The organism is Bradyrhizobium sp. MOS002 (genome assembly GCF_003020115.1).
Lineage (GTDB): Bacteria > Pseudomonadota > Alphaproteobacteria > Rhizobiales > Xanthobacteraceae > Bradyrhizobium.
Genome location: NZ_PYFX01000018.1, coordinates 79,082 through 96,542 on the forward strand (window position 1 = coordinate 79,082; position 17,461 = coordinate 96,542).

The window sequence follows — 17,461 nt, forward strand, 5'->3', positions numbered from 1 at the left end:
CATCCCCGCGCAACCGCGAAGCGGTTGTCGCTGGAGGTCCGGGGGCGTAGCTAAGGCTTCTAAGGATGCACGGCCCGGCTGCGTCGCGGCCATTCATTCGCCATCGTATCCGTCGATATCTTAGTCTTCCGTGCTCCTCCGAACGAGGGACGCGACGAAGGACGATGCCGGTTAAGGGGGGCGTTCGACAAACCGCGAGCCCAAGGAGAATTCATTTGGCAATTTCCGTGAAACAGATGCTGGAGGCCGCCAACGCGGCCGTGCCGAAGATCACGTCGGCCCAGGCCAAGGAGATGATCGGCAAGGGCGCGCTCGTGCTCGACGTGCGCGATGCGCCTGAGATCGAGAAGAGCGGCAAGATATCCGGCGCCCTGAATGTCTCCCGCGGCATGCTGGAGTTTCGGGCCGATCCGGACTCGCCCTATCACGACAAGGCACTGGCCAAGGACAAAGTCGTGATCCTTTATTGCGCCTCCGGCGGTCGCTCTGCTCTCGCCGGCAAGCTGCTTCAGGACATGGGCTACAGCCACGTCTACAACGTCGGCGGCTTCAAGGATTGGGTCGATTCCGGAGGGGCAACCGAGAAGGCGTAGCAAAGGCGCCGGCGCGGAGCCATGTCCTAGCGCCCGCCCACCTTCTCCCACAGCCATTTCGCCACCGCATCCGGCGACGAATTCGCATCATTGCCGGCGGCGCGCAAATTGGCTTCGCGCATGGTCGCGATGTCGATCTTGCCGAGCAGCGGTTTCAGCGCGGCCTGCAGCCGCTCGTCGGCGGCGCGCTTCGGGGCCAGCAGCAGGATCGCGTCGTAGGGCGGGATCGCATGCCTGGGATCGTCGAGCGCAACGAGATCGTATTTCGCGATCAGCCCGTCGCTGGTGTAGCCCGCGATGACATCGACCTCGCCGCTGGCGACGGCCGCATACATGAAGTCCGGCTGCATCTGGCGCTGGGCGCGGAACGAAAGGCCATAGGCCTTTTGCAGCGCCGCCCATTCGGGTCGGGAGAAGAACTCATAGTCGCCGGCGATCGACAGGGTCGACGCATGCGCGGCGAGATCGGCGATGGTACGGATGCCAAGCGCCTCGGCGCGCTTCTTCGGGATCACCAGCGCATAGGCATTCTCGAAGCCGAGCTCGCCGAGCAGGGTGATGTTCTCTTTCGCAAGCGTTGTCTGCAGCTCCGCCAACAGCTCCGCGCGCGGCTTGATATCCGTGCGGTGAAGCTGATTGGCCCAGAGCGTGCCGGAATAATCGACATAGAGATCGATATCGCCGGCTTTCAACGCCTCGAAGATCACGCTCGAGCCGAGACCGGATCGTGCGACGGCGGAAAGACCGGCCGCCTGAAGCCGGTCCCTCATCAGCGCCGACAGTACATACTGCTCGGCAAACGTCTTGGCGCCGACGACATAGCTCTGTGACGAACGCCCCATCGTCGGCACCAATGTTGCGGCGACCAGTGCCGCGATCCCGGCCGCGCCAAGCCCCGCGCGCACGCGGCTGCGCCGGCGCAGGCCGCTCTCGATCAGGCCGAGCAGCTGATCGACGGCGAGCGCCAGCAGGGCCGAGGCAAAGCAGCCGAACAGCACGAACACCCAGTTCTGGGTCTGGAGCCCGGCAAAGATGTAATTGCCGAGGCTGGTCTGCCCGATCGGGGTCGACAGCGTCGCGGTGCCGATCACCCACACTGCGGCGGTACGGATTCCCGCCATCATCACCGGGAGCGCCAGCGGCAGTTCGACCATCACCAGCGACTGCGGTGCGGTCATTCCGACGCCCTTCGCAGCCTCGATCAGCGCTGGATCGATGCCGTTGAGGCCGGTGATGCCATTGCGTAGCACCGGCAGCATCGAATAGAGCGCCAGCGCCAGCATCGCCGGCAGGAAGCCGAAAGCGGAGAAGGAGACGCCGAACCAGGCCAGCGTCACGGAGGCCGCGAGCAGCAGGAGCGGATAGAACAACGCGAGCAGTGCCAGCCCGGGTACCGTCTGCACGATGCTGGCGAGCGCGAGCAGGATGGCGCGCGGCGTGGGACGGTTGCGCGTCAGGATCGCCAGCGGCAGGCTGACGATCAGGCCGAGCGCAAGTGCGGCGAGACTCACGCGGACGTGGTTGCCGAGATAGTCGGGCAAATGCGCCAGCGCTTCGCCCCACCGCGGATCGGTGAAAAGGCTCATGCCGCCCCGCTCTGTGGCAGCAGCGCGTTCAACCGCTCGACCTGGCGTCGCGGCGTCCGCAGCAGCTCCAGCACGTAGGCGTCGCTGCTTTTCGAGAGCTCCACTGGCGTGCCCTGCGCCAGCAGCTTCCCGCTGCGCATCACCGCGATGCGGTCGGCGAGCAGGATCGCTTCCGTCATGTCGTGGGTGATCATCACGGTGGTCAGGCCGAGCTTGCGGTGCATCTCGCGAAAATCGTCGCCGAGTGCATCGCGGGTGAGGGGATCGAGCGCGCCGAAGGGCTCGTCCATCAGCACGATGCGGGGCCTTGCCGCAAGCGCCCGCGCCACGCCGACACGCTGGCGCTGGCCGCCCGAGAGCGCATCCGGCAGCCGCTCGCGATGCGCGGCCCGGTCGAGTTGCACGAGCTCCAGCAACTCATCGACCCGCGTTGCGATATCCGCCGCCGGGACACCCAGCAGCTTCGGCGTGATCCCGATATTGTCGGCGACGCTCAGATGCGGGAACAGCCCGCCGCTCTGGAAGACGTAGCCGATGCGGCGCCGCAGCGCGACCGGATCGACGGATCGCACATCGTCGCCCTCGACCGTGATCGTGCCCCCATCCGCCTCGATCAGGCGGTTGGCGAGCCGCAGCAGCGTCGTCTTGCCTGATCCCGAGCCGCCGACGATCGCCACAAACTCGCCTTCGGCGATGTCGAGTGACACATCGTCCACGGCCTTGAGCGCGCCGAAGCTCTTGGTGACGTGAGCATAGCCAATCATCGGCCTGGAGGACATCGGGCGGGGGCTCACTGCACTGACCCGCCCCAAGGAGGGGAGGGAGGAAGGGAGGGGATGACAAGGCCCATGCGTAGCACGCCTGGCGGCTTGATTGAACTTGGCCGCGCGAGCGGCTAAGGCATCGGGCCAAGTTCGGAGGGAATACATGATAACGCCTACGGCAGTGGCGCTGGAAGATGCCAAGGTCGCGTTCCAGCTGGGGGACGGGCGGGTCTATACGGCGGTGGAGCAGGCGCATCTGACGGTCGCGCAGGGCGAGTTCGTCGCCATCGTCGGCCCGACCGGCTGCGGGAAATCGACGCTGCTCAACGTCGCGGCCGGGCTTCTGAAGCCGGCTGCCGGGAGCGTCAGGATATTCGACCAGCCGCTCGCCGGGCTGAACCGGGATGCCGGCTATCTGTTCCAGGCCGATGCGCTGTTCCCCTGGAAGACCGCGCTCGACAACGTCGCGATCGGGCTCGAAGTCAGCGGCACGCCGCGCAGCGAGGCGCTGCCGCGGGCGCAGAAATGGCTGACCTCGGTCGGCTTGGGCGCCTTCGCCAACCGCTACCCGCACATGCTCTCGGGCGGCCAGCGCAAGCGCGTGGCGCTGGCGCAGGTGCTGATCCGCGATCCGAAGATCCTGCTGATGGACGAGCCGTTCGGGCCGCTGGATGCGCAGACCCGGCAGGTGATGGGCAATCTGCTGCTCGACCTCTGGAACGCCGACCGCAAGGCCGTGCTGTTTGTGACCCATGATCTGGAAGAGGCGATCGCGCTCGCCGACCGCGTCGTGATCATGTCGGCGGGGCCATCTTCCCGCATCATCGGCGATTGGCGCGTGAGCCTGCCGCGCCCGCGCGACATTTTTGAAGTGCGGCTGGACAAGGAGTTCCATGCGCTTCACCGCGAGATCTGGAGTGTGCTCAAGGACGAGGTCATGAAGGGCTATGCGCAGTCCACGCAAGCGGCGGAGGCGGTCTGATGTCGCGCGTCACGCTGCTTTCGCTGCAAGTGCTGGTCGCGGTGGTCTGCCTCGCGCTGTGGCAATTGCTGTCGACCGTGCCCGTGTTCGGCAAGATCCTGCTGCCGCCGTTCTTCTTCTCCAATCCGGTCGATGTCTTCGCCCAGATCGTCAAATGGTTCTCGTCCGGTGTGATCTGGAAGCATCTCGGCATCACGCTGACGGAATCGATTCTGGCCTTCGTGATCGGATCGGCCGGCGGCGTGCTGATCGGCTTCTGGTTCGCGCGCCAGCCGCTGGTCGCCGCGGTGTTCGATCCCTACGTCAAGATGGTCAACGCACTGCCGCGTGTGGTGCTGGCGCCGATCTTCGCGCTGTGGCTCGGGCTGGGCATCTGGTCCAAGGTCGCGCTCGGCGTGACGCTGGTGTTCTTCATCGTGTTCTTCAACGTCTATCAGGGCGTCAAGGAGGTCAGCCGCACCGTGCTCGACAACGGCCGCATGCTCGGCATGAGCGAGCGGCAGCTGATGCAACACGTCTATTGGCCCTCGGCGCTGTCGTGGATGTTCTCCTCGCTGCACACGTCGGTGGGCTTTGCCGTGGTTGGTGCGGTCGTCGGCGAATATCTGGGATCGGCGGCGGGGCTCGGCTATCTCATTCAGCAGGCCGAGGGCATATTCGATGTCGCCGGTGTGTTCGCCGGCATGTTCGTGCTGTCGGCCTTCGTCATCCTGATCGACTTTGGCGTGACGTTGGTGGAGCGGAGACTGCTGGTCTGGCGCCCGACCGTGGACGGACGCGGCTAGGCCGCAAGGGGCCCGCGCGCCGCGCGAGCCCCGGATGGCGAAGGTTCAATCCAGCAGCTTGGTGTCGTCGGGGGCCTGCGGCGGCGTCTTGATCGCGATTGCCTTGACCTGTCCGCTGATCGGCTTGGTGCCGCCATGCGGCGTCCCCTTCGGGATGATGACGAGGTCGCCCGGCTTCACCGTGACTTCCTTGTCGCCGAACCAGATCGTGCCGGTGCCCTCTAAAATGTACTGGATCTCGTTGGTGTTGGGATGCATGTGCTTGGGCACATTGCCGACCTGGATCGAGATGGTGGCGCCATCGGCGCTTGCGAACGTCTTGGAACGGTAGCCGACGGCGTTGGCGTTCCCGAGCGCGTCGCCCTCCATCTCGCCGGTGTGGATGATCTGCGGAATGATGTTCTCCGCGGCCAGCGCCGGCCGAAGCAGGTGGGTTGCGCCGCATCCGGCGGCAAAAGCGGTGGCGATCGACAGCCCGATTGCAAGGCGATTCATGGATGATCCTCCCCATCAAGAATTGTTCTTGTGGGCTCATGCTATTGCGCCGAAAGGCCGATGACCAGAGCCTTAGGCCGTGCTTCTCAAGCCAGTCGGGCTGCTCTATGGTGCCGCCAGCCGAACGGAGGAAAACCAATGAAGAACACGATAGCCAGGCTCGCGGGCGCGTTGATCGCGCTGACGCTCACCACCGGTCTTGCCGCGGCGCAAAGCAAGGTCACCATCGCGATCGGCGGCGGCTCCTGCCTGTGCTATTTGCCGACGGTGCTGGCAAAACAGCTCGGCGAATATGACAAGGCCGGCCTCAATGTCGAACTCGTGGACCTCAAGGGCGGCTCGGATGCGCTCAAGGCCGTGCTCGGCGGCAGCGCCGACGTGGTCTCCGGCTATTTCGACCATTGCGTCAACCTCGCAGCCAAGAAGCAGGAGCTTCAGGCCTTCGTCGTCTATGACCGCTATCCCGGCCTCGTGCTGGTGGTTTCGCCCTCGCACACCAACGAGATCAAGTCGATCAAGGACCTCGCCGGCAAGAAGGTCGGCGTCAGCGCGCCCGGCTCCTCCACGGACTTCTTCCTCAAGTACATGCTCAAGAAGAACGGCGTCGATCCTGCCAGCGCTGCCGTGATCGGCGTCGGCCTCGGCGCCACCGCGGTCGCTGCGATGGAGCAGGGCCAGATCGACGCCGCCGTGATGCTCGATCCGTCCGTGACCGTCCTCCAGGGCAGCCACAAGGATCTGCGCATCCTCTCGGACACCCGCACCCAGAAGGATACGCTCGAGACGTTCGGCGGCGAATATCCGGGCGGCGCGCTGTACTCGACCGCGGCCTGGGTTGCCGGCCACGAGAAGGAGACGCAGGCGCTCACCAACGCGATCCTGGGCACGCTCGCCTGGATCCACTCGCACTCGCCCGAGGAGATCATGACGAAGATGCCGGAGGAGACGGTCGGCAAGAACAAGGACCTCTATCTCGCGGCGCTGAAGAACACGATCCCGATGTTCTCCGAGACCGGCAAGATGGACCCGAAGGGTGCGGACGCCGTGCTCGCGGTGTTCAGCGTCGGCTCGCCGGAGGTGGCCAACGCCAAGATCGACGTCAGCAAGACCTTTACCAACAAGTATGTCGAGCAGGCCAAGAAGACCACGGGAAGCGTCAAATAACTGACGCGAAGGTGTGGTCATCAGGCGTCATGACGTCACCAATCATTCATCGGGTCACGACGCTTGCGCTTGCCGTGCGGCCGATCGTCTGGGCGTTCGCGGAGGAGCGGCGCGCCGAGATCACCGCGCATTTCGCCGAGAAGCAGCGTGAGCGACCAAAACTCTGGAACGGTCGCGTCCTGCTCGGGCGGGATGCAATGTTCACCGACGGCCATCTCGCCGCGACCTATTTCGAGACCGATTTCGCGAGCTTCCTCGCCTGGCGCGACTGGGGCTTTCCCGACAACGCGGTGTTCAACGGTTTCGGCATGGGCGCTCTGTGCACCTCCGACGGCGCCTTCGTCATGGGCGAGATGGCGCAGCACACCGCCAATGCAGGCCGGATCTATTTCCCGTCGGGCACGCCCGACCTCGACGACGTCAGGGGCGACACGCTCGACATTCCCGGCAGCGTGATCCGCGAACTCGAGGAAGAGACCGGCCTGACCGCGGCCGACTATCGGGTCGAACCGGACTGGCACTGCGTCGTCACCGGCCCCACGATTGCGATGTTGCAAATTATCAACCTGGACATGCCGGGTGATGTGGCGCGTGCGCGAATCGAAGCCAATCTGGCGCGCGAGGTCGAGCCGGAGCTCTCGGCTATCCATCTCGTGCGCGGGATGAGCGATCTCACGCCGTCCATGCCGCGATTTGTCACGGCCTTTGTCGAGCAGCAGTTCGCGTCGCGCTGATGCGCGAGGCTTGACATCGCCACGCCCAGCCCATGTGATGGGCAAAAATACAAAAGCAAAAAGAATGCAACGCACAATCGTCCAGGGAGGTTTTGATGCGTATGCGCATGGCTGCCCGTTTGGTACGTGGGCTGTTGGTCGCGATTTCAGCGACGGGCCTGGCGCTGTCCGCCCAAGCCCAGGATCAAGGCAAAGAGAAGAAGATCAAGATCGGCGTCGTTTTCGATTTGACCGGGCCTCTCGCCGGCGGCGGCTCTGAGCTCGGCTATATCGGCGCAAAGATCGTTCTCGACCATTTCGCCAAGACCGGCGTCGAGGGGTACAAGATCGAAGCGGTCTACGCCGATGCGCAGAGCAAGCCCGACATCGCGATCAACGAATCCGTCCGCCTGCTCGAGCAGGAGAAGGTCGACATGGTGCTCGGCTTCTTCTCCTCGGCGCAATGCGTGCCGGTCGCGGCCCGCGTCGAGCAGCTCAAGAAGTTCATGTGGATGACGACCTGCATCTCGTCGGCCGTGTTCAACGAGAAGGGTTACAAATACGTCTTCCGCCCGCAGGCGAGCGGCGATCAGTTCGGCATGATGACGATGGATTTCATCGCGCAGAACGCCAAGGCGAAGTTCGACAAGGAGCCGAAGGATCTGCGCGTCGCCATCATTCACGAGGACGGCGCCTATGGTGTCGACGTGTCCAGGGGCAACGAGGCCGGCGCGAAGAAGGCGGGCTTCAACGTCGTGATGAAGGAGGGCTATTCGGCCACCGCGCCTGACCTCTCCGCGCTGGTGACCAAGCTGAAGCGCGCCAAGCCCGACGTCATTTTCCATACCGGCTACAACCCCGATATCACGCTGTTGCTGCGTCAGGCGCGCGAGCAGGGGCTGAAGTTCGGCGCGCTGATGGGGCACGGCGCGGGTTACGGGGTCTATGAGAAGCTGAAGGAGGGCATGGGCGCCGATGCCACCTACATCTTCAACACCGACCCGATCTCGATCTGGCTTGCCAACCAGAAGACCATGGATCCCAAGCTCCCGCCCGTGATCAAGATGGTCGGCGAGGAGTTCGACAAGATCCGGCCCGGCGTCGCCATCCGCTCAGCGCATGTCGGCATCGGTGCGTCCAACACGTATGTGTTCATGAATGACGTGCTGCCGCGCGCGATCAAGAAATATGGCGGGGTCGATCCGGATGCGCTGCGCAAGGCTGCGCTCGACACTGATATTCCCGAAGGGGGCACCATGCTCGGCTTCGGCGTCAAGTTTTACGGCGAGGGCATGCCGATGGCCGGGCAGAACGAGCGATCGTTCCCGGTCGTGATCCAGTACATCGACGACAAATCCTCCGTGGTGTGGCCCAAGAGCCAGGCGCAGCGCGAGGCCGTGCTGCCGCTGCCGAAGGGCACCACCTACAGCAACCAGTAGCGCAAATGCGCGCAGAGAGGAGAGCGGGACGGTGCTGGAAGTCAGCGGGCTGGTGAAGCGGTTTGGCGGCTTCACCGCCGTCAACAATGTGTCGTTCAAAGTCGATCAGGGCGAGATCCTCGGCCTGATCGGACCCAACGGCTCGGGCAAGAGCACGATCTTCAACATGCTCTCGGGCACGCTGGCGCCGACGTCCGGTTCGATCCTGTTCGACGGCTCCGAGATCGCAGGCCTTCCGCCGCACCGGATCATCAACAGCGGCATCGGCCGCACCTTCCAGATCCCGCGGCCGTTCCGTCGCCTGACGATCTTCGAGAACGTCGCGCTCGCCGGATTCTATGGCCAGGGCCGCCATAGCCGTGCCAGGGCCGAGGAGGCGGCCGAGCGATCGCTGGCGATGGTCGGCTTGCCGACGGATCGTCATGCCAGCGTCGATGGCCTCGGCGCAGCCGGCCTGAAGAAGCTCGAACTGGCCAAAGCGCTCGCCACCGCGCCAAAACTTCTGCTGGCCGATGAGAGCCTCGGGGGTCTCGACGAGGCCGAGATGGGGCAGGCGGCCAACATGCTGCGCAACATCCGTGACGAACTCGGCATTACCATCATCTGGGTCGAGCACATCATGGGCGTGCTGATGCGCGTCGTCGATCGCGTCATGGTGCTCGATCACGGCGAGAAGATCTCGGAAGGTTTGCCGAGTGCCGTTGCCGGGGATCCCCGCGTCATCGAGGTCTATCTCGGCACCGATGCCGAGACCACGCAGGCCGCGGCCGCCGCCGCGCGCCGCCGTGCCGGAGGGTAGCCGATGCTGGAGCTCCGCGGCGTCAATGCCGGCTATGGCACGTTCCAGGCACTGTTCGACGTCGATCTCGACGTGAAGGCGGGCGAGGCTGTCGGCGTCATCGGGCCGAACGGGGCCGGCAAGACCACCCTGATGCGCGTCATCTCCGGCCTGATCCGTCCCTCGCGTGGCTCGATCAGAATGGAAGCGGTGGACGTCGTGGCCACGCCGCCGCACAAGATCGTCAGCCTCGGGATCGCGCATGTGCCGGAGAACCGGCGGCTGTTTCCGCAGCTCTCGGTCGACGACAATCTCAAGATGGGCGCCTTCATGAAGGAGGCGCGCGGGCACTATGCCGAGCGACTGGACGTGGTGTTCGATCTGTTTCCGCGCCTGAAGGAGCGCCGCCACCAGATGGCCGGCACCATGTCCGGCGGCGAACAGCAGATGTGCGCGATCGGCCGCGCGCTGATGTCGAATCCAAAGCTGCTGCTGCTCGACGAGCCGTCGGCGGGGCTGGCGCCGGTCGTGGTGCAACAGGTGTTCGAGCTGGTGAAGCGGATCCGCGCCAGCGGGCTGACCGTGCTGATCGTCGAGCAGAATGTGCAGCAGGTGCTGCGGGTGGTCGATCGTGCCTATCTGATCGAGGCGGGCACGATCAGGTCCTCGGGCACCTCGGCCGAGATGTTGGCGAGCGACACGGTCAAGGAAGCGTATCTCGGGGTGTGAGGTTGATGCGGGCATGCAAGCATTTTTCGACATTTTCGACATCTACCTGCTGGAGGCCGTGATCAACGGCATCCTGCTCGGCGGCGTGCTGGCGCTGCTCGCGCTCGGGCTCAATTTGATCTTCGGCGTCATCGACGTGACCTGGATCTGCTACGCAGAGCTGGTGATGATCGGCATGTATGCCATGTACTTCCTGGTGCAGTATTACGGCATCAGCTATTTCCTCGCCGCGCCGCTTACCATCCTGCTGGTCGCGGTGCTCGGCGCGGCGCTGCATTACCTCGTGATCGCGCCGCTCCTCACGGCGCCGCCGATCAACCAGTTGCTTGCGACCGGCGGGGTGCTGTTCGTGCTCCAGAGCTTTGCCACCGTGGCCTTCGGCATCGACTTCCGCAACCTCGGCATCCGCTTGCCGGTTCTCGCCTTCGGCGACATGAATTTCAGCTACGCACGACTTCTGTCCTTCCTGGCCGCGCTGGTCGGCATGGTCGTAGTCTATCTGTTCATGACGCGGACCTTCACCGGCACAGCGATCCGGGCGATCTCGCAGGACCGGCAGATCATGGCGCTGATGGGCGTCGACACGAAGAGGATCTATCTCATCACTTCCGCGATCGGCGGTGGGCTGGCCGGGCTCGCCGCCTGCCTGCTGGTGCTGCAATATGACGTGCATCCGTTCGTCGGCCTGTCGTTCGGGCCGATCACCTTCCTGATCTGCGTGCTCGGGGGCTTGGGCAATTTCATCGGCGGCTTCATCGCCGCCTTCGTGTTCGCCGAGATCATCTCGCTCGGCGGCCTGTTCTCCGATCTCGAATGGGGCTATGTGCTCGCCTTCGCTTTCTTCATCGTCATGATGTTCATCCGGCCCGCGGGCCTGCTCGCGAGGCGCCGATGATGGGGCGGGGACGGCTTGCAGCTTGGGCGGTGGGATTGGCGGCGCTGGTCGCGCTGCCTTTCGTCTATCGCGATCCCTATCATCTGCACATCCTGGTGCTGATCCTGATCTGGTCGTTCGCCTATACGTCCTGGTCGATGATGGGGCGGTTCGGCCTCGTCTCGCTCGGCCATGGCGGGTTCATGGGAATAGGCGCCTATGTCACCGCGCTGCTCTGGAATCACCTGGGATGGTCGCCCTGGATCGGCATCCCCATCGGCATGGTCGCGGCCGGCGCGCTGGCACTGATCGTCGGCTACCCCTGTTTTCGCTTTCGCATCACCGGGCACTATTTCGTGCTGGTGACGCTCGCGCTCTCCGGCATCGTGCTTCAGGTCATCACGGCGACGCGCGACTATACCGGCGGCTCGCTCGGCTACACGCCGAACCGGGCCGCGGGCAACAAGCTCTGGTCGCTCCAATTCGACGACAAGATCACCTGGTATTTGATCGCGCTCGGGGTCTGGCTTTTCGGCATCGTGGTCTGGCACTGGGTCGACCGCAGCATGGCCCGGTACGCGCTGGAGGCGATCTCGGAGGACGAGGACGCCGCGGCCGCCGCCGGCGTCGACGTCACCGCGGAGAAGCTGAAGATCACGCTGCTCAGCGCGCTGATGACGGCCTTGGCCGGCGCGATCTACTGCCAGTACCAGATGTTCATCACACCAGATACGGTCAGCGGCATCGCGGTGTCGCTCCAGATGGTGTTCGCGGCCATCGTCGGCGGCCTGTTCGTCTCGCTCGGCCCGACCTTCGGCGCCGTCATCACGATTATGCTGGCCGAGACCCTGCGCATCGGCTTTGGTACCAAGGCGGTCGGCTGGGATAATCTCGTCTACGGCGTGCTGCTCGTGCTTTTCATCATATTCCTTCCGAAGGGCATCCTTGGTAGCTTGCTCGACCGATTGAAGCCGCAACGCAAGGTGTCCAGCGCTCATGAGCAAGAAGTCGTCCAAATCGCTCGCCCAGGAACTTGACCGCTACATCACGCCGTTCCGCTACGATGGTTCGGGCAAGTTTCATCTCAAGGACCACAAGACCAACGAGAAGGGTGACCTCAACAAGGAGAAGGCCCAGGAGATTCTCGATGCCAACATGAAGCGGCTGATCGCGTTTCAGGAGAAGCTCTACGCCCAGGACCGCTGGTCGGTGCTGATCGTGTTCCAAGCGATGGACGCCGGCGGCAAAGATTCTGCGATCAAGGCGATCTTCGAGGGCATCAATCCGCAGGGCTGCGAAGTCAGTGCGTTCAAGGCGCCGAGCAGCAAGGAGCTCGATCACGATTTCCTCTGGCGCCACGCGATCGCGCTGCCCGAGCGTGGCCATATCGGTATCTTCAACCGCTCCCATTACGAGGAATGCCTGGTGACGCGTGTGCACCCGGAGATCCTCGCCAAGGAGAAGCTGCCGCAAAAGCTGGTCACCAAGAACATCTGGAAGGAACGGTTCGAGGACATCTCCGCCTGGGAGCGCTACCTCGCGCGCAACGGCACCGTGGTGCTGAAATTCTTCCTCAATCTGTCCAAGGACGAGCAGCGCGAGCGCTTTCTCGATCGGCTTGAGGATCCGTCCAAGCAGTGGAAGTTCTCCATGGACGACATCAAGGAGCGCGCGCTGTGGCCGCGCTACCAGGCGGTCTATCAGGACATCGTCCGGCACACGGCAACGCCGCATGCGCCGTGGTATGTCGTGCCGGCCGACCACAAATGGTTCGCCCGCGTCGTGATCGGGTCGGCCGTCGTCGCGGCGCTCGAAAAGCTCGATCTGCGCTTCCCGAGCGCCGACAAAGCCTCGCGCGGTGAATTCGACGAGGTGCGCAAGGCGCTCGAGAAAGAGGAGAAGGCGGGCAAGAAACAAAAAGCGCGAAAACAACCCCATGCACAGTAGCTTGGGATAACGAAATCAATGACTTGAAGGTCAGCGCGACGCTTGCGGATTTCTTGCGGATTTAACGAAACCGTTTGACCCGTCGGGCAAAACAGGCGCATGATGTCATCGTCCCCAAACTCTCGGTATCCGCGGCTCCACCAGTGGCAGAAGCGCTCCACCTTGGCGGGAAGGGCAGCCTCGTAATTCGCCCACTTTCTCGTATTTCGCTGCAGCCAATTCCTTGCAGTGAGACGGAACGCGTCCTCAAATGTGATTTGCGCGCCGTTGATCTTGCTTGACAGTCTTGCGTCACGGGAGGACCATCGCAGTGGTCGCAAACAAGCGACGCGCAACGTCCACATCAAGAGCAAGGGGAGGTCTATGACACCACCTCCGCAGATCCAGCCGCGTTAAGTGCGATGGAGCTCGTTCGGACTATCGCATAGCGGCAGAAACCGCGAACGGCACGCCGGGCCAAGGTTTAGAGGGCTGCATCAGTGTGGCATAGCCCCTACCTGCCCGGCGCTGTATTGAGCATCACCGATCATGTCGGATGGCCGTGACGAGGCCGCCGCGCATTTGGCATCCTGCTTCTCTCCTCCTCCTCATCGCGTCATTCCGGGCCGACTCCCGGAATGACGCAGGGCTGTCGCATATCAGGGCTATCGCATACGACGTCTCAGCGGCGCCTGAGCGCGCGCCTCGTCCTTCGAGACGCCGCGTTCCGCGGCTCCTCAGGATGAGGCTCAGCTGCATCCAGTCGCGTTGAATTGTTGCCGCATACTCATCCCTCATCCTGAGGGCCCGCCGCAGGCGGGCGTCTCGAAGGATGGCCGCAGTCGAGCTTCCAGCCGCGTGCCCGCATTCCGACCGTTGCACGTCGCGCCTTGAGACCGGGTTCCCGCTTCCTGCACCGCGGCAAATGCCAAGAGAATGTCGCCTCATTGGCCAACTTCCGACACAGCGCCCGGGCGAATAGCGTCGATCCGACATGATGCATGTGCTTCGGCGGTGACGGTCCCGACGTCGCCGTCGCATTCATTTTTTCCAGGGAATCCCTCGTGTCGCATAAGCTTGCCTCCGCGCTTCTCGCCGCGCTCTTGATCGCGATTTCATCTCTCTCCAGCGTCCGCGCCGCGCCGCCTGCGCCGGCAGCAGATAGCGCTGCCGCGTTGTCGCCCGACGAGGCCAAGCGCGCGCTGGAGACGCTGCAGGACGACAAGAAACGCGCGCAGATGATCGACACGCTACGCGTGATCGCCAATGCGTCCGGTCCACAGCCCGCGCCCGAGCCAAAATCCCCGATCCCGCTCGCGGCCGATGGCCTCGGTGCGCAGCTTCTGCTGACCGTGTCGGAAGAGATCGGCGAGATCTCGCGAGACGTCGCCGATATGGCGAGGACGCTCACGCACTTCCCGGCCTTCTATTATTGGATCGTGCGCACCGCGAACGATCCCGCCGCCTACAATCTCCTGATCGAGATCGCCTGGAAGCTCGCGCTGGTGCTTGGCTGCGCCCTCGCGGTGGAGTGGGTGGTCTTCCGGCTGATCCGTCGTCCCGTCATATTCCTCGAAGCGCGCGTGCCGCAGAGCGTGCACGTACCGGTACAGCCGCTCGCCGCCGGCGACCCGCCTTCATCCGCGTCCGGTGTCGCTGCCCAGCCTGAGCAGCATCGGCGTCGCGTCAGTCTTGCGCGGGCGTGGCAATTACTGCTGCGGCTGCCTTTCGTGATCGGTCGTCTCGCGCTCGAACTGCTTCCGGTGCTCATCTTCGTCGGCGTGGCCACGGCGCTGCTTGGAACGGAGATCGGTGATGCCGGCATCGTCCGCCTCGTGATCCTCGCCGTCGTCAATGCCTATGCATTCTCGCGCGGGCTGATCTGTCTCGTTCGTGCGCTGGCGGGACCGTACGGCCTGTTTCCGGTTCGCCCTGAAACGGCGGCCTATATCGAGATCTGGGCGCGCCGCATCGTCGGCGTCGGGGTCTCCGGCATCGCCTTTGCCAATGTGGCGCTGCTGCTCGGCCTGCATCGCGCCGGCTATGCCGCGCTCCTGCGCATGGTGATGCTGGTCGTGCATCTCTTCATCGTCGTCATCATCCTGCAATGCCGCCGCCAGGTCGCCGAAGCCATCCGCGCGCCGGCCGACCGGCAGGGGATCGCGGCGCGACTGCGCAACCGCATTGCGGGCGGCTGGCACTATCTTGCCATCGCGCTCGACCTCGCGCTCTGGGCGGTGTGGGCGCTGAACATCCGCAACGGCTATTCGCTGCTGCTGCAATATTTCGTCGGCACCGTCGCGGTGGCACTGATCACGCGTGTCGCCATTATGCTGACGCTGGGCCTGATCGACCGCGGCTTCCGCATCAAGCCCGAGATCCTCCAGCGCTTTCCGGGCCTCGAGATCCGCGCCAACCGCTATCTGCCGCTGCTGCGCAAGATCGTCTCCGGCGTAATCGCCTTCATCGGCCTGGTTGCCATGCTCGAAGTCTGGGGCGTCGACGCCATCGTCTGGTTCTATGGCGGCCAGATCGGCAGCCGGCTGATCTCCGCAGTGGTGACGATCGGACTTGCCGTATTCATCGCGGCTGCGATCTGGGAAGCCAGCAACGCGCTGCTGGACCGCCAGATCAATACGCTGTCGCGCGACGGGCACTATGCCCGCGCCGCGCGGCTGCGGACCTTTCAGCCGATGCTGCGGACAGCCTTGCTTTGCGTGATCGCCACCGTCGTCGGACTCACGGCGCTCAGCGAGATCGGCGTCAATGTCGCGCCGCTGCTCGCGGGCGCCGGCATCGTTGGCATCGCCATCGGTTTCGGTTCGCAAAAGCTGGTGCAGGACCTCATCACCGGCCTGTTCCTGCTGCTGGAGAACACCGTCCAGGTCGGCGACAGCGTCAGCGTGTCTGGGCTATCGGGCGTGGTCGAGAACGTCTCGATCCGAACGATCAGGCTCCGGGCCGGTGACGGTGCCGTGCACATCGTGCCGTTCAGCGCGGTCACGACCATCACCAACGCCAGCCGCGGCGCCGGCAATGCGTCCGTCAGCGTCAACGTCGCCTACAAGGAGGATACCGACCGCGCCGGCCAGATCCTCAAGGATATCGTCGACGAGATGCGCCGCGAGGTGGAATTCCGCAGCCTGATCCGCGGCGATCTCGAGCTCTGGGGCATCGACAAGGTCGACGGCGCCATGGTGTCGATCGTCGGCCAGATCCGCTGCACCGAGGCCGGCCGCTGGCCGGTGCAGCGTGAATTCAACCGCCGCATGAAGCAGCGTTTCCAGCACAACGGCATCGAGGTCGCATCCGCCACCCAGACCATCCTGATGCACATCGCGCCGCCGGCCGATGGCGCAGCTCATCTGATGCCGCGTCGAGCGGCAGGGTAGTCGTTCCACAAAATTTCCGACTTGCCTCTGCCCGTCCGGCAGCGTTCACTCCGGCTCCAGCCCGTTGACAACATGCGGGCGGCAAAAAGAGTGGGAGATATCGATGCGGGGGCTGTGGGCCGGATTGCGCGGCCATGTATTGCGCGGCCATGTGGTGGTCGTGTGCGCCTTGATCGGAAGTGCAGCGTGGACGGCTCCAGCGAGCGCGCAGCCGTTTCCGTCGCGGCCGATCACCCTCGTGGTGCCGTTCGCGGCGGGCGGTCCGACCGACACGCTGGCACGCATCCTGTCCGAACGCATCGCCGCCGAATTGCACACGACAATCGTCGTTGAAAACGTGGCGGGCGCCTCCGGCAGCATCGCCGGCGCCCGCGTCGCGCGCGCAACGCCGGATGGCACCACGATCACGATCGGCCATTGGGGCACGCATGTGCTCAACGGCGCGATCTTCAAGCTACCCTATGACGCGATCGCCGATTTCGAGCCCGTCGCGATGATCGCGATGGGCACGCAGCTCATCGTCGGCCGGAAGTCGCTCGAGGCCAACAATCTGAAGGAGATGATCGCGTGGCTGAAGGCCAACCCCGGCAAGGTGACTGCCGGCACGGCCGGCGCAGGCACGGGTGCCCACGTCGCCGGTGTCTTCTTCAAGGAGAGGACCGGTACCGACTTCCAGTTCGTGCCTTATCGCGGCGCGGGGCCCGCCATGATCGACCTCGTGGCCGGGCAGATCGACATCATGTTCGATCAGGCCTCGAACTCGCTGCCGCACTACAAGAACGGTGCGATCAAGGCGTTCGCGGTGACGTCGCCGACGCGGCTCGCCTCCGCGCCCGATATCCCGACTGTCGACGAGGCGGGGTTGCCCGGTCTCTACATCTCCTACTGGCACGGCATCTGGGCACCGAAGAACACGCCGAAGGAGATCGTCACAAAGCTCAACGCGGCCATCGTCACCGTGCTTGCCGACGCTTCCCTCAAGCAGCGGTTTGGCGAATTGGGGCAGGAAATTCCTCCGCTCGATCAGCAAACGCCCGCAGCGCTCGGAGCCTTCCAGAAGGCCGAGACCGAGAAATGGTGGCCGATCGTGAAGGCCGCCGACATCAAGGCTGAGTAGCGCTGTTGCTGCATATCTCTCCCTCATCCTGAGAGCCTGACTCAAAAAGCGTAGACGTCTTCAAGGTCTGGCCAAGCGGCGAGTTAAGAGCCTCAGATGGGCAGCGAGTAGCCAGGCGAGCTCG

At 64.2% G+C, this 17,461-nt stretch carries 16 protein-coding genes; 13 read left to right on the forward strand and 3 right to left on the reverse strand.

The window, feature by feature from the left end; all coding sequences use genetic code 11:
* Positions 1 to 215: 215 nt before the first annotated feature.
* Positions 216 to 593, forward strand: coding sequence for a rhodanese-like domain-containing protein (locus C7G41_RS31265; RefSeq protein WP_106946133.1), 378 nt, complete (start codon positions 216 to 218; stop codon positions 591 to 593).
* A 26-nt stretch (positions 594 to 619) separates the two neighbouring features.
* Here the strand turns inward: C7G41_RS31265 and C7G41_RS31270 are convergent, their stop codons facing one another.
* Both C7G41_RS31270 and C7G41_RS31275 read right to left on the reverse strand, forming a co-directional pair.
* Positions 620 to 2,179: a glycine betaine ABC transporter substrate-binding protein gene (locus C7G41_RS31270; RefSeq protein ID WP_106946134.1), complete on the reverse strand. Its 1,560-nt coding sequence runs from the start codon at positions 2,177 to 2,179 to the stop codon at positions 620 to 622.
* Positions 2,176 to 2,958 carry an ABC transporter ATP-binding protein gene (locus C7G41_RS31275; protein ID WP_199198707.1) on the reverse strand — a complete coding sequence of 261 codons (783 nt, stop codon included), beginning with the start codon at positions 2,956 to 2,958 and terminating at the stop codon, positions 2,176 to 2,178. The genes C7G41_RS31270 and C7G41_RS31275 overlap by 4 nt, the downstream gene beginning before the upstream one ends.
* A gap of 148 nt (positions 2,959 to 3,106) precedes the next feature.
* Between C7G41_RS31275 and C7G41_RS31280 the strand changes: the two genes are divergently transcribed.
* Together C7G41_RS31280 and C7G41_RS31285 are read left to right on the forward strand one after the other, a co-directional pair.
* The gene (locus C7G41_RS31280) at positions 3,107 to 3,925 is read left to right on the forward strand and encodes an ABC transporter ATP-binding protein (protein WP_106946136.1); all 819 of its coding nucleotides are present in this window, start codon (positions 3,107 to 3,109) and stop codon (positions 3,923 to 3,925) included.
* The gene (locus C7G41_RS31285; RefSeq protein WP_007613304.1) at positions 3,925 to 4,710 is read left to right on the forward strand and encodes an ABC transporter permease; all 786 of its coding nucleotides are present in this window, start codon (positions 3,925 to 3,927) and stop codon (positions 4,708 to 4,710) included. Before C7G41_RS31280 ends, C7G41_RS31285 begins: the two co-directional genes overlap by 1 nt.
* A gap of 45 nt (positions 4,711 to 4,755) precedes the next feature.
* Here the strand turns inward: C7G41_RS31285 and C7G41_RS31290 are convergent, their stop codons facing one another.
* Entirely contained in the window at positions 4,756 to 5,205 is a 450-nt protein-coding gene (locus C7G41_RS31290; RefSeq protein WP_106946137.1) for a cupin domain-containing protein, read from the reverse strand.
* A gap of 138 nt (positions 5,206 to 5,343) precedes the next feature.
* Between C7G41_RS31290 and C7G41_RS31295 the strand changes: the two genes are divergently transcribed.
* The 10 genes from C7G41_RS31295 to C7G41_RS31345 all read left to right on the forward strand — a co-directional run bounded on the left by C7G41_RS31295 (position 5,344) and on the right by C7G41_RS31345 (position 17,337).
* Positions 5,344 to 6,369, forward strand: coding sequence for an ABC transporter substrate-binding protein (locus C7G41_RS31295; protein ID WP_106946138.1), 1,026 nt, complete (start codon positions 5,344 to 5,346; stop codon positions 6,367 to 6,369).
* A gap of 29 nt (positions 6,370 to 6,398) precedes the next feature.
* The gene (locus C7G41_RS31300) at positions 6,399 to 7,103 is read left to right on the forward strand and encodes an NUDIX hydrolase (RefSeq protein WP_106946139.1); all 705 of its coding nucleotides are present in this window, start codon (positions 6,399 to 6,401) and stop codon (positions 7,101 to 7,103) included.
* Between the two features lie 95 nt (positions 7,104 to 7,198).
* Positions 7,199 to 8,521 carry an ABC transporter substrate-binding protein gene (locus C7G41_RS31305; protein ID WP_106946140.1) on the forward strand — a complete coding sequence of 441 codons (1,323 nt, stop codon included), beginning with the start codon at positions 7,199 to 7,201 and terminating at the stop codon, positions 8,519 to 8,521.
* A 31-nt stretch (positions 8,522 to 8,552) separates the two neighbouring features.
* Positions 8,553 to 9,320, forward strand: a complete 768-nt coding sequence (locus C7G41_RS31310) for an ABC transporter ATP-binding protein (RefSeq protein ID WP_106946141.1) — start codon at positions 8,553 to 8,555, stop codon at positions 9,318 to 9,320.
* Between the two features lie 3 nt (positions 9,321 to 9,323).
* Positions 9,324 to 10,028 (forward strand): ABC transporter ATP-binding protein, encoded by a 705-nt coding sequence (locus tag C7G41_RS31315; RefSeq protein ID WP_106946142.1) that lies wholly within the window; start codon positions 9,324 to 9,326, stop codon positions 10,026 to 10,028.
* 13 nt (positions 10,029 to 10,041) lie between these two features.
* Positions 10,042 to 10,923, forward strand: coding sequence for a branched-chain amino acid ABC transporter permease (locus tag C7G41_RS31320; RefSeq protein ID WP_106946143.1), 882 nt, complete (start codon positions 10,042 to 10,044; stop codon positions 10,921 to 10,923).
* Positions 10,920 to 11,939, forward strand: coding sequence for a branched-chain amino acid ABC transporter permease (locus C7G41_RS31325; RefSeq protein ID WP_106946144.1), 1,020 nt, complete (start codon positions 10,920 to 10,922; stop codon positions 11,937 to 11,939). The genes C7G41_RS31320 and C7G41_RS31325 overlap by 4 nt, the downstream gene beginning before the upstream one ends.
* Complete coding sequence (locus C7G41_RS31330) at positions 11,899 to 12,849, forward strand: polyphosphate kinase 2 family protein (protein WP_106946145.1); 951 nt, start codon at positions 11,899 to 11,901, stop codon at positions 12,847 to 12,849. The genes C7G41_RS31325 and C7G41_RS31330 overlap by 41 nt, the downstream gene beginning before the upstream one ends.
* Positions 12,850 to 13,892: 1,043 nt before the next feature.
* The gene (locus tag C7G41_RS31340) at positions 13,893 to 16,220 is read left to right on the forward strand and encodes a mechanosensitive ion channel domain-containing protein (RefSeq protein ID WP_106946155.1); all 2,328 of its coding nucleotides are present in this window, start codon (positions 13,893 to 13,895) and stop codon (positions 16,218 to 16,220) included.
* Positions 16,221 to 16,323: 103 nt separating this feature from the next.
* Positions 16,324 to 17,337 (forward strand): tripartite tricarboxylate transporter substrate binding protein, encoded by a 1,014-nt coding sequence (locus C7G41_RS31345; protein ID WP_106946146.1) that lies wholly within the window; start codon positions 16,324 to 16,326, stop codon positions 17,335 to 17,337.
* Positions 17,338 to 17,461: the final 124 nt, after the last annotated feature.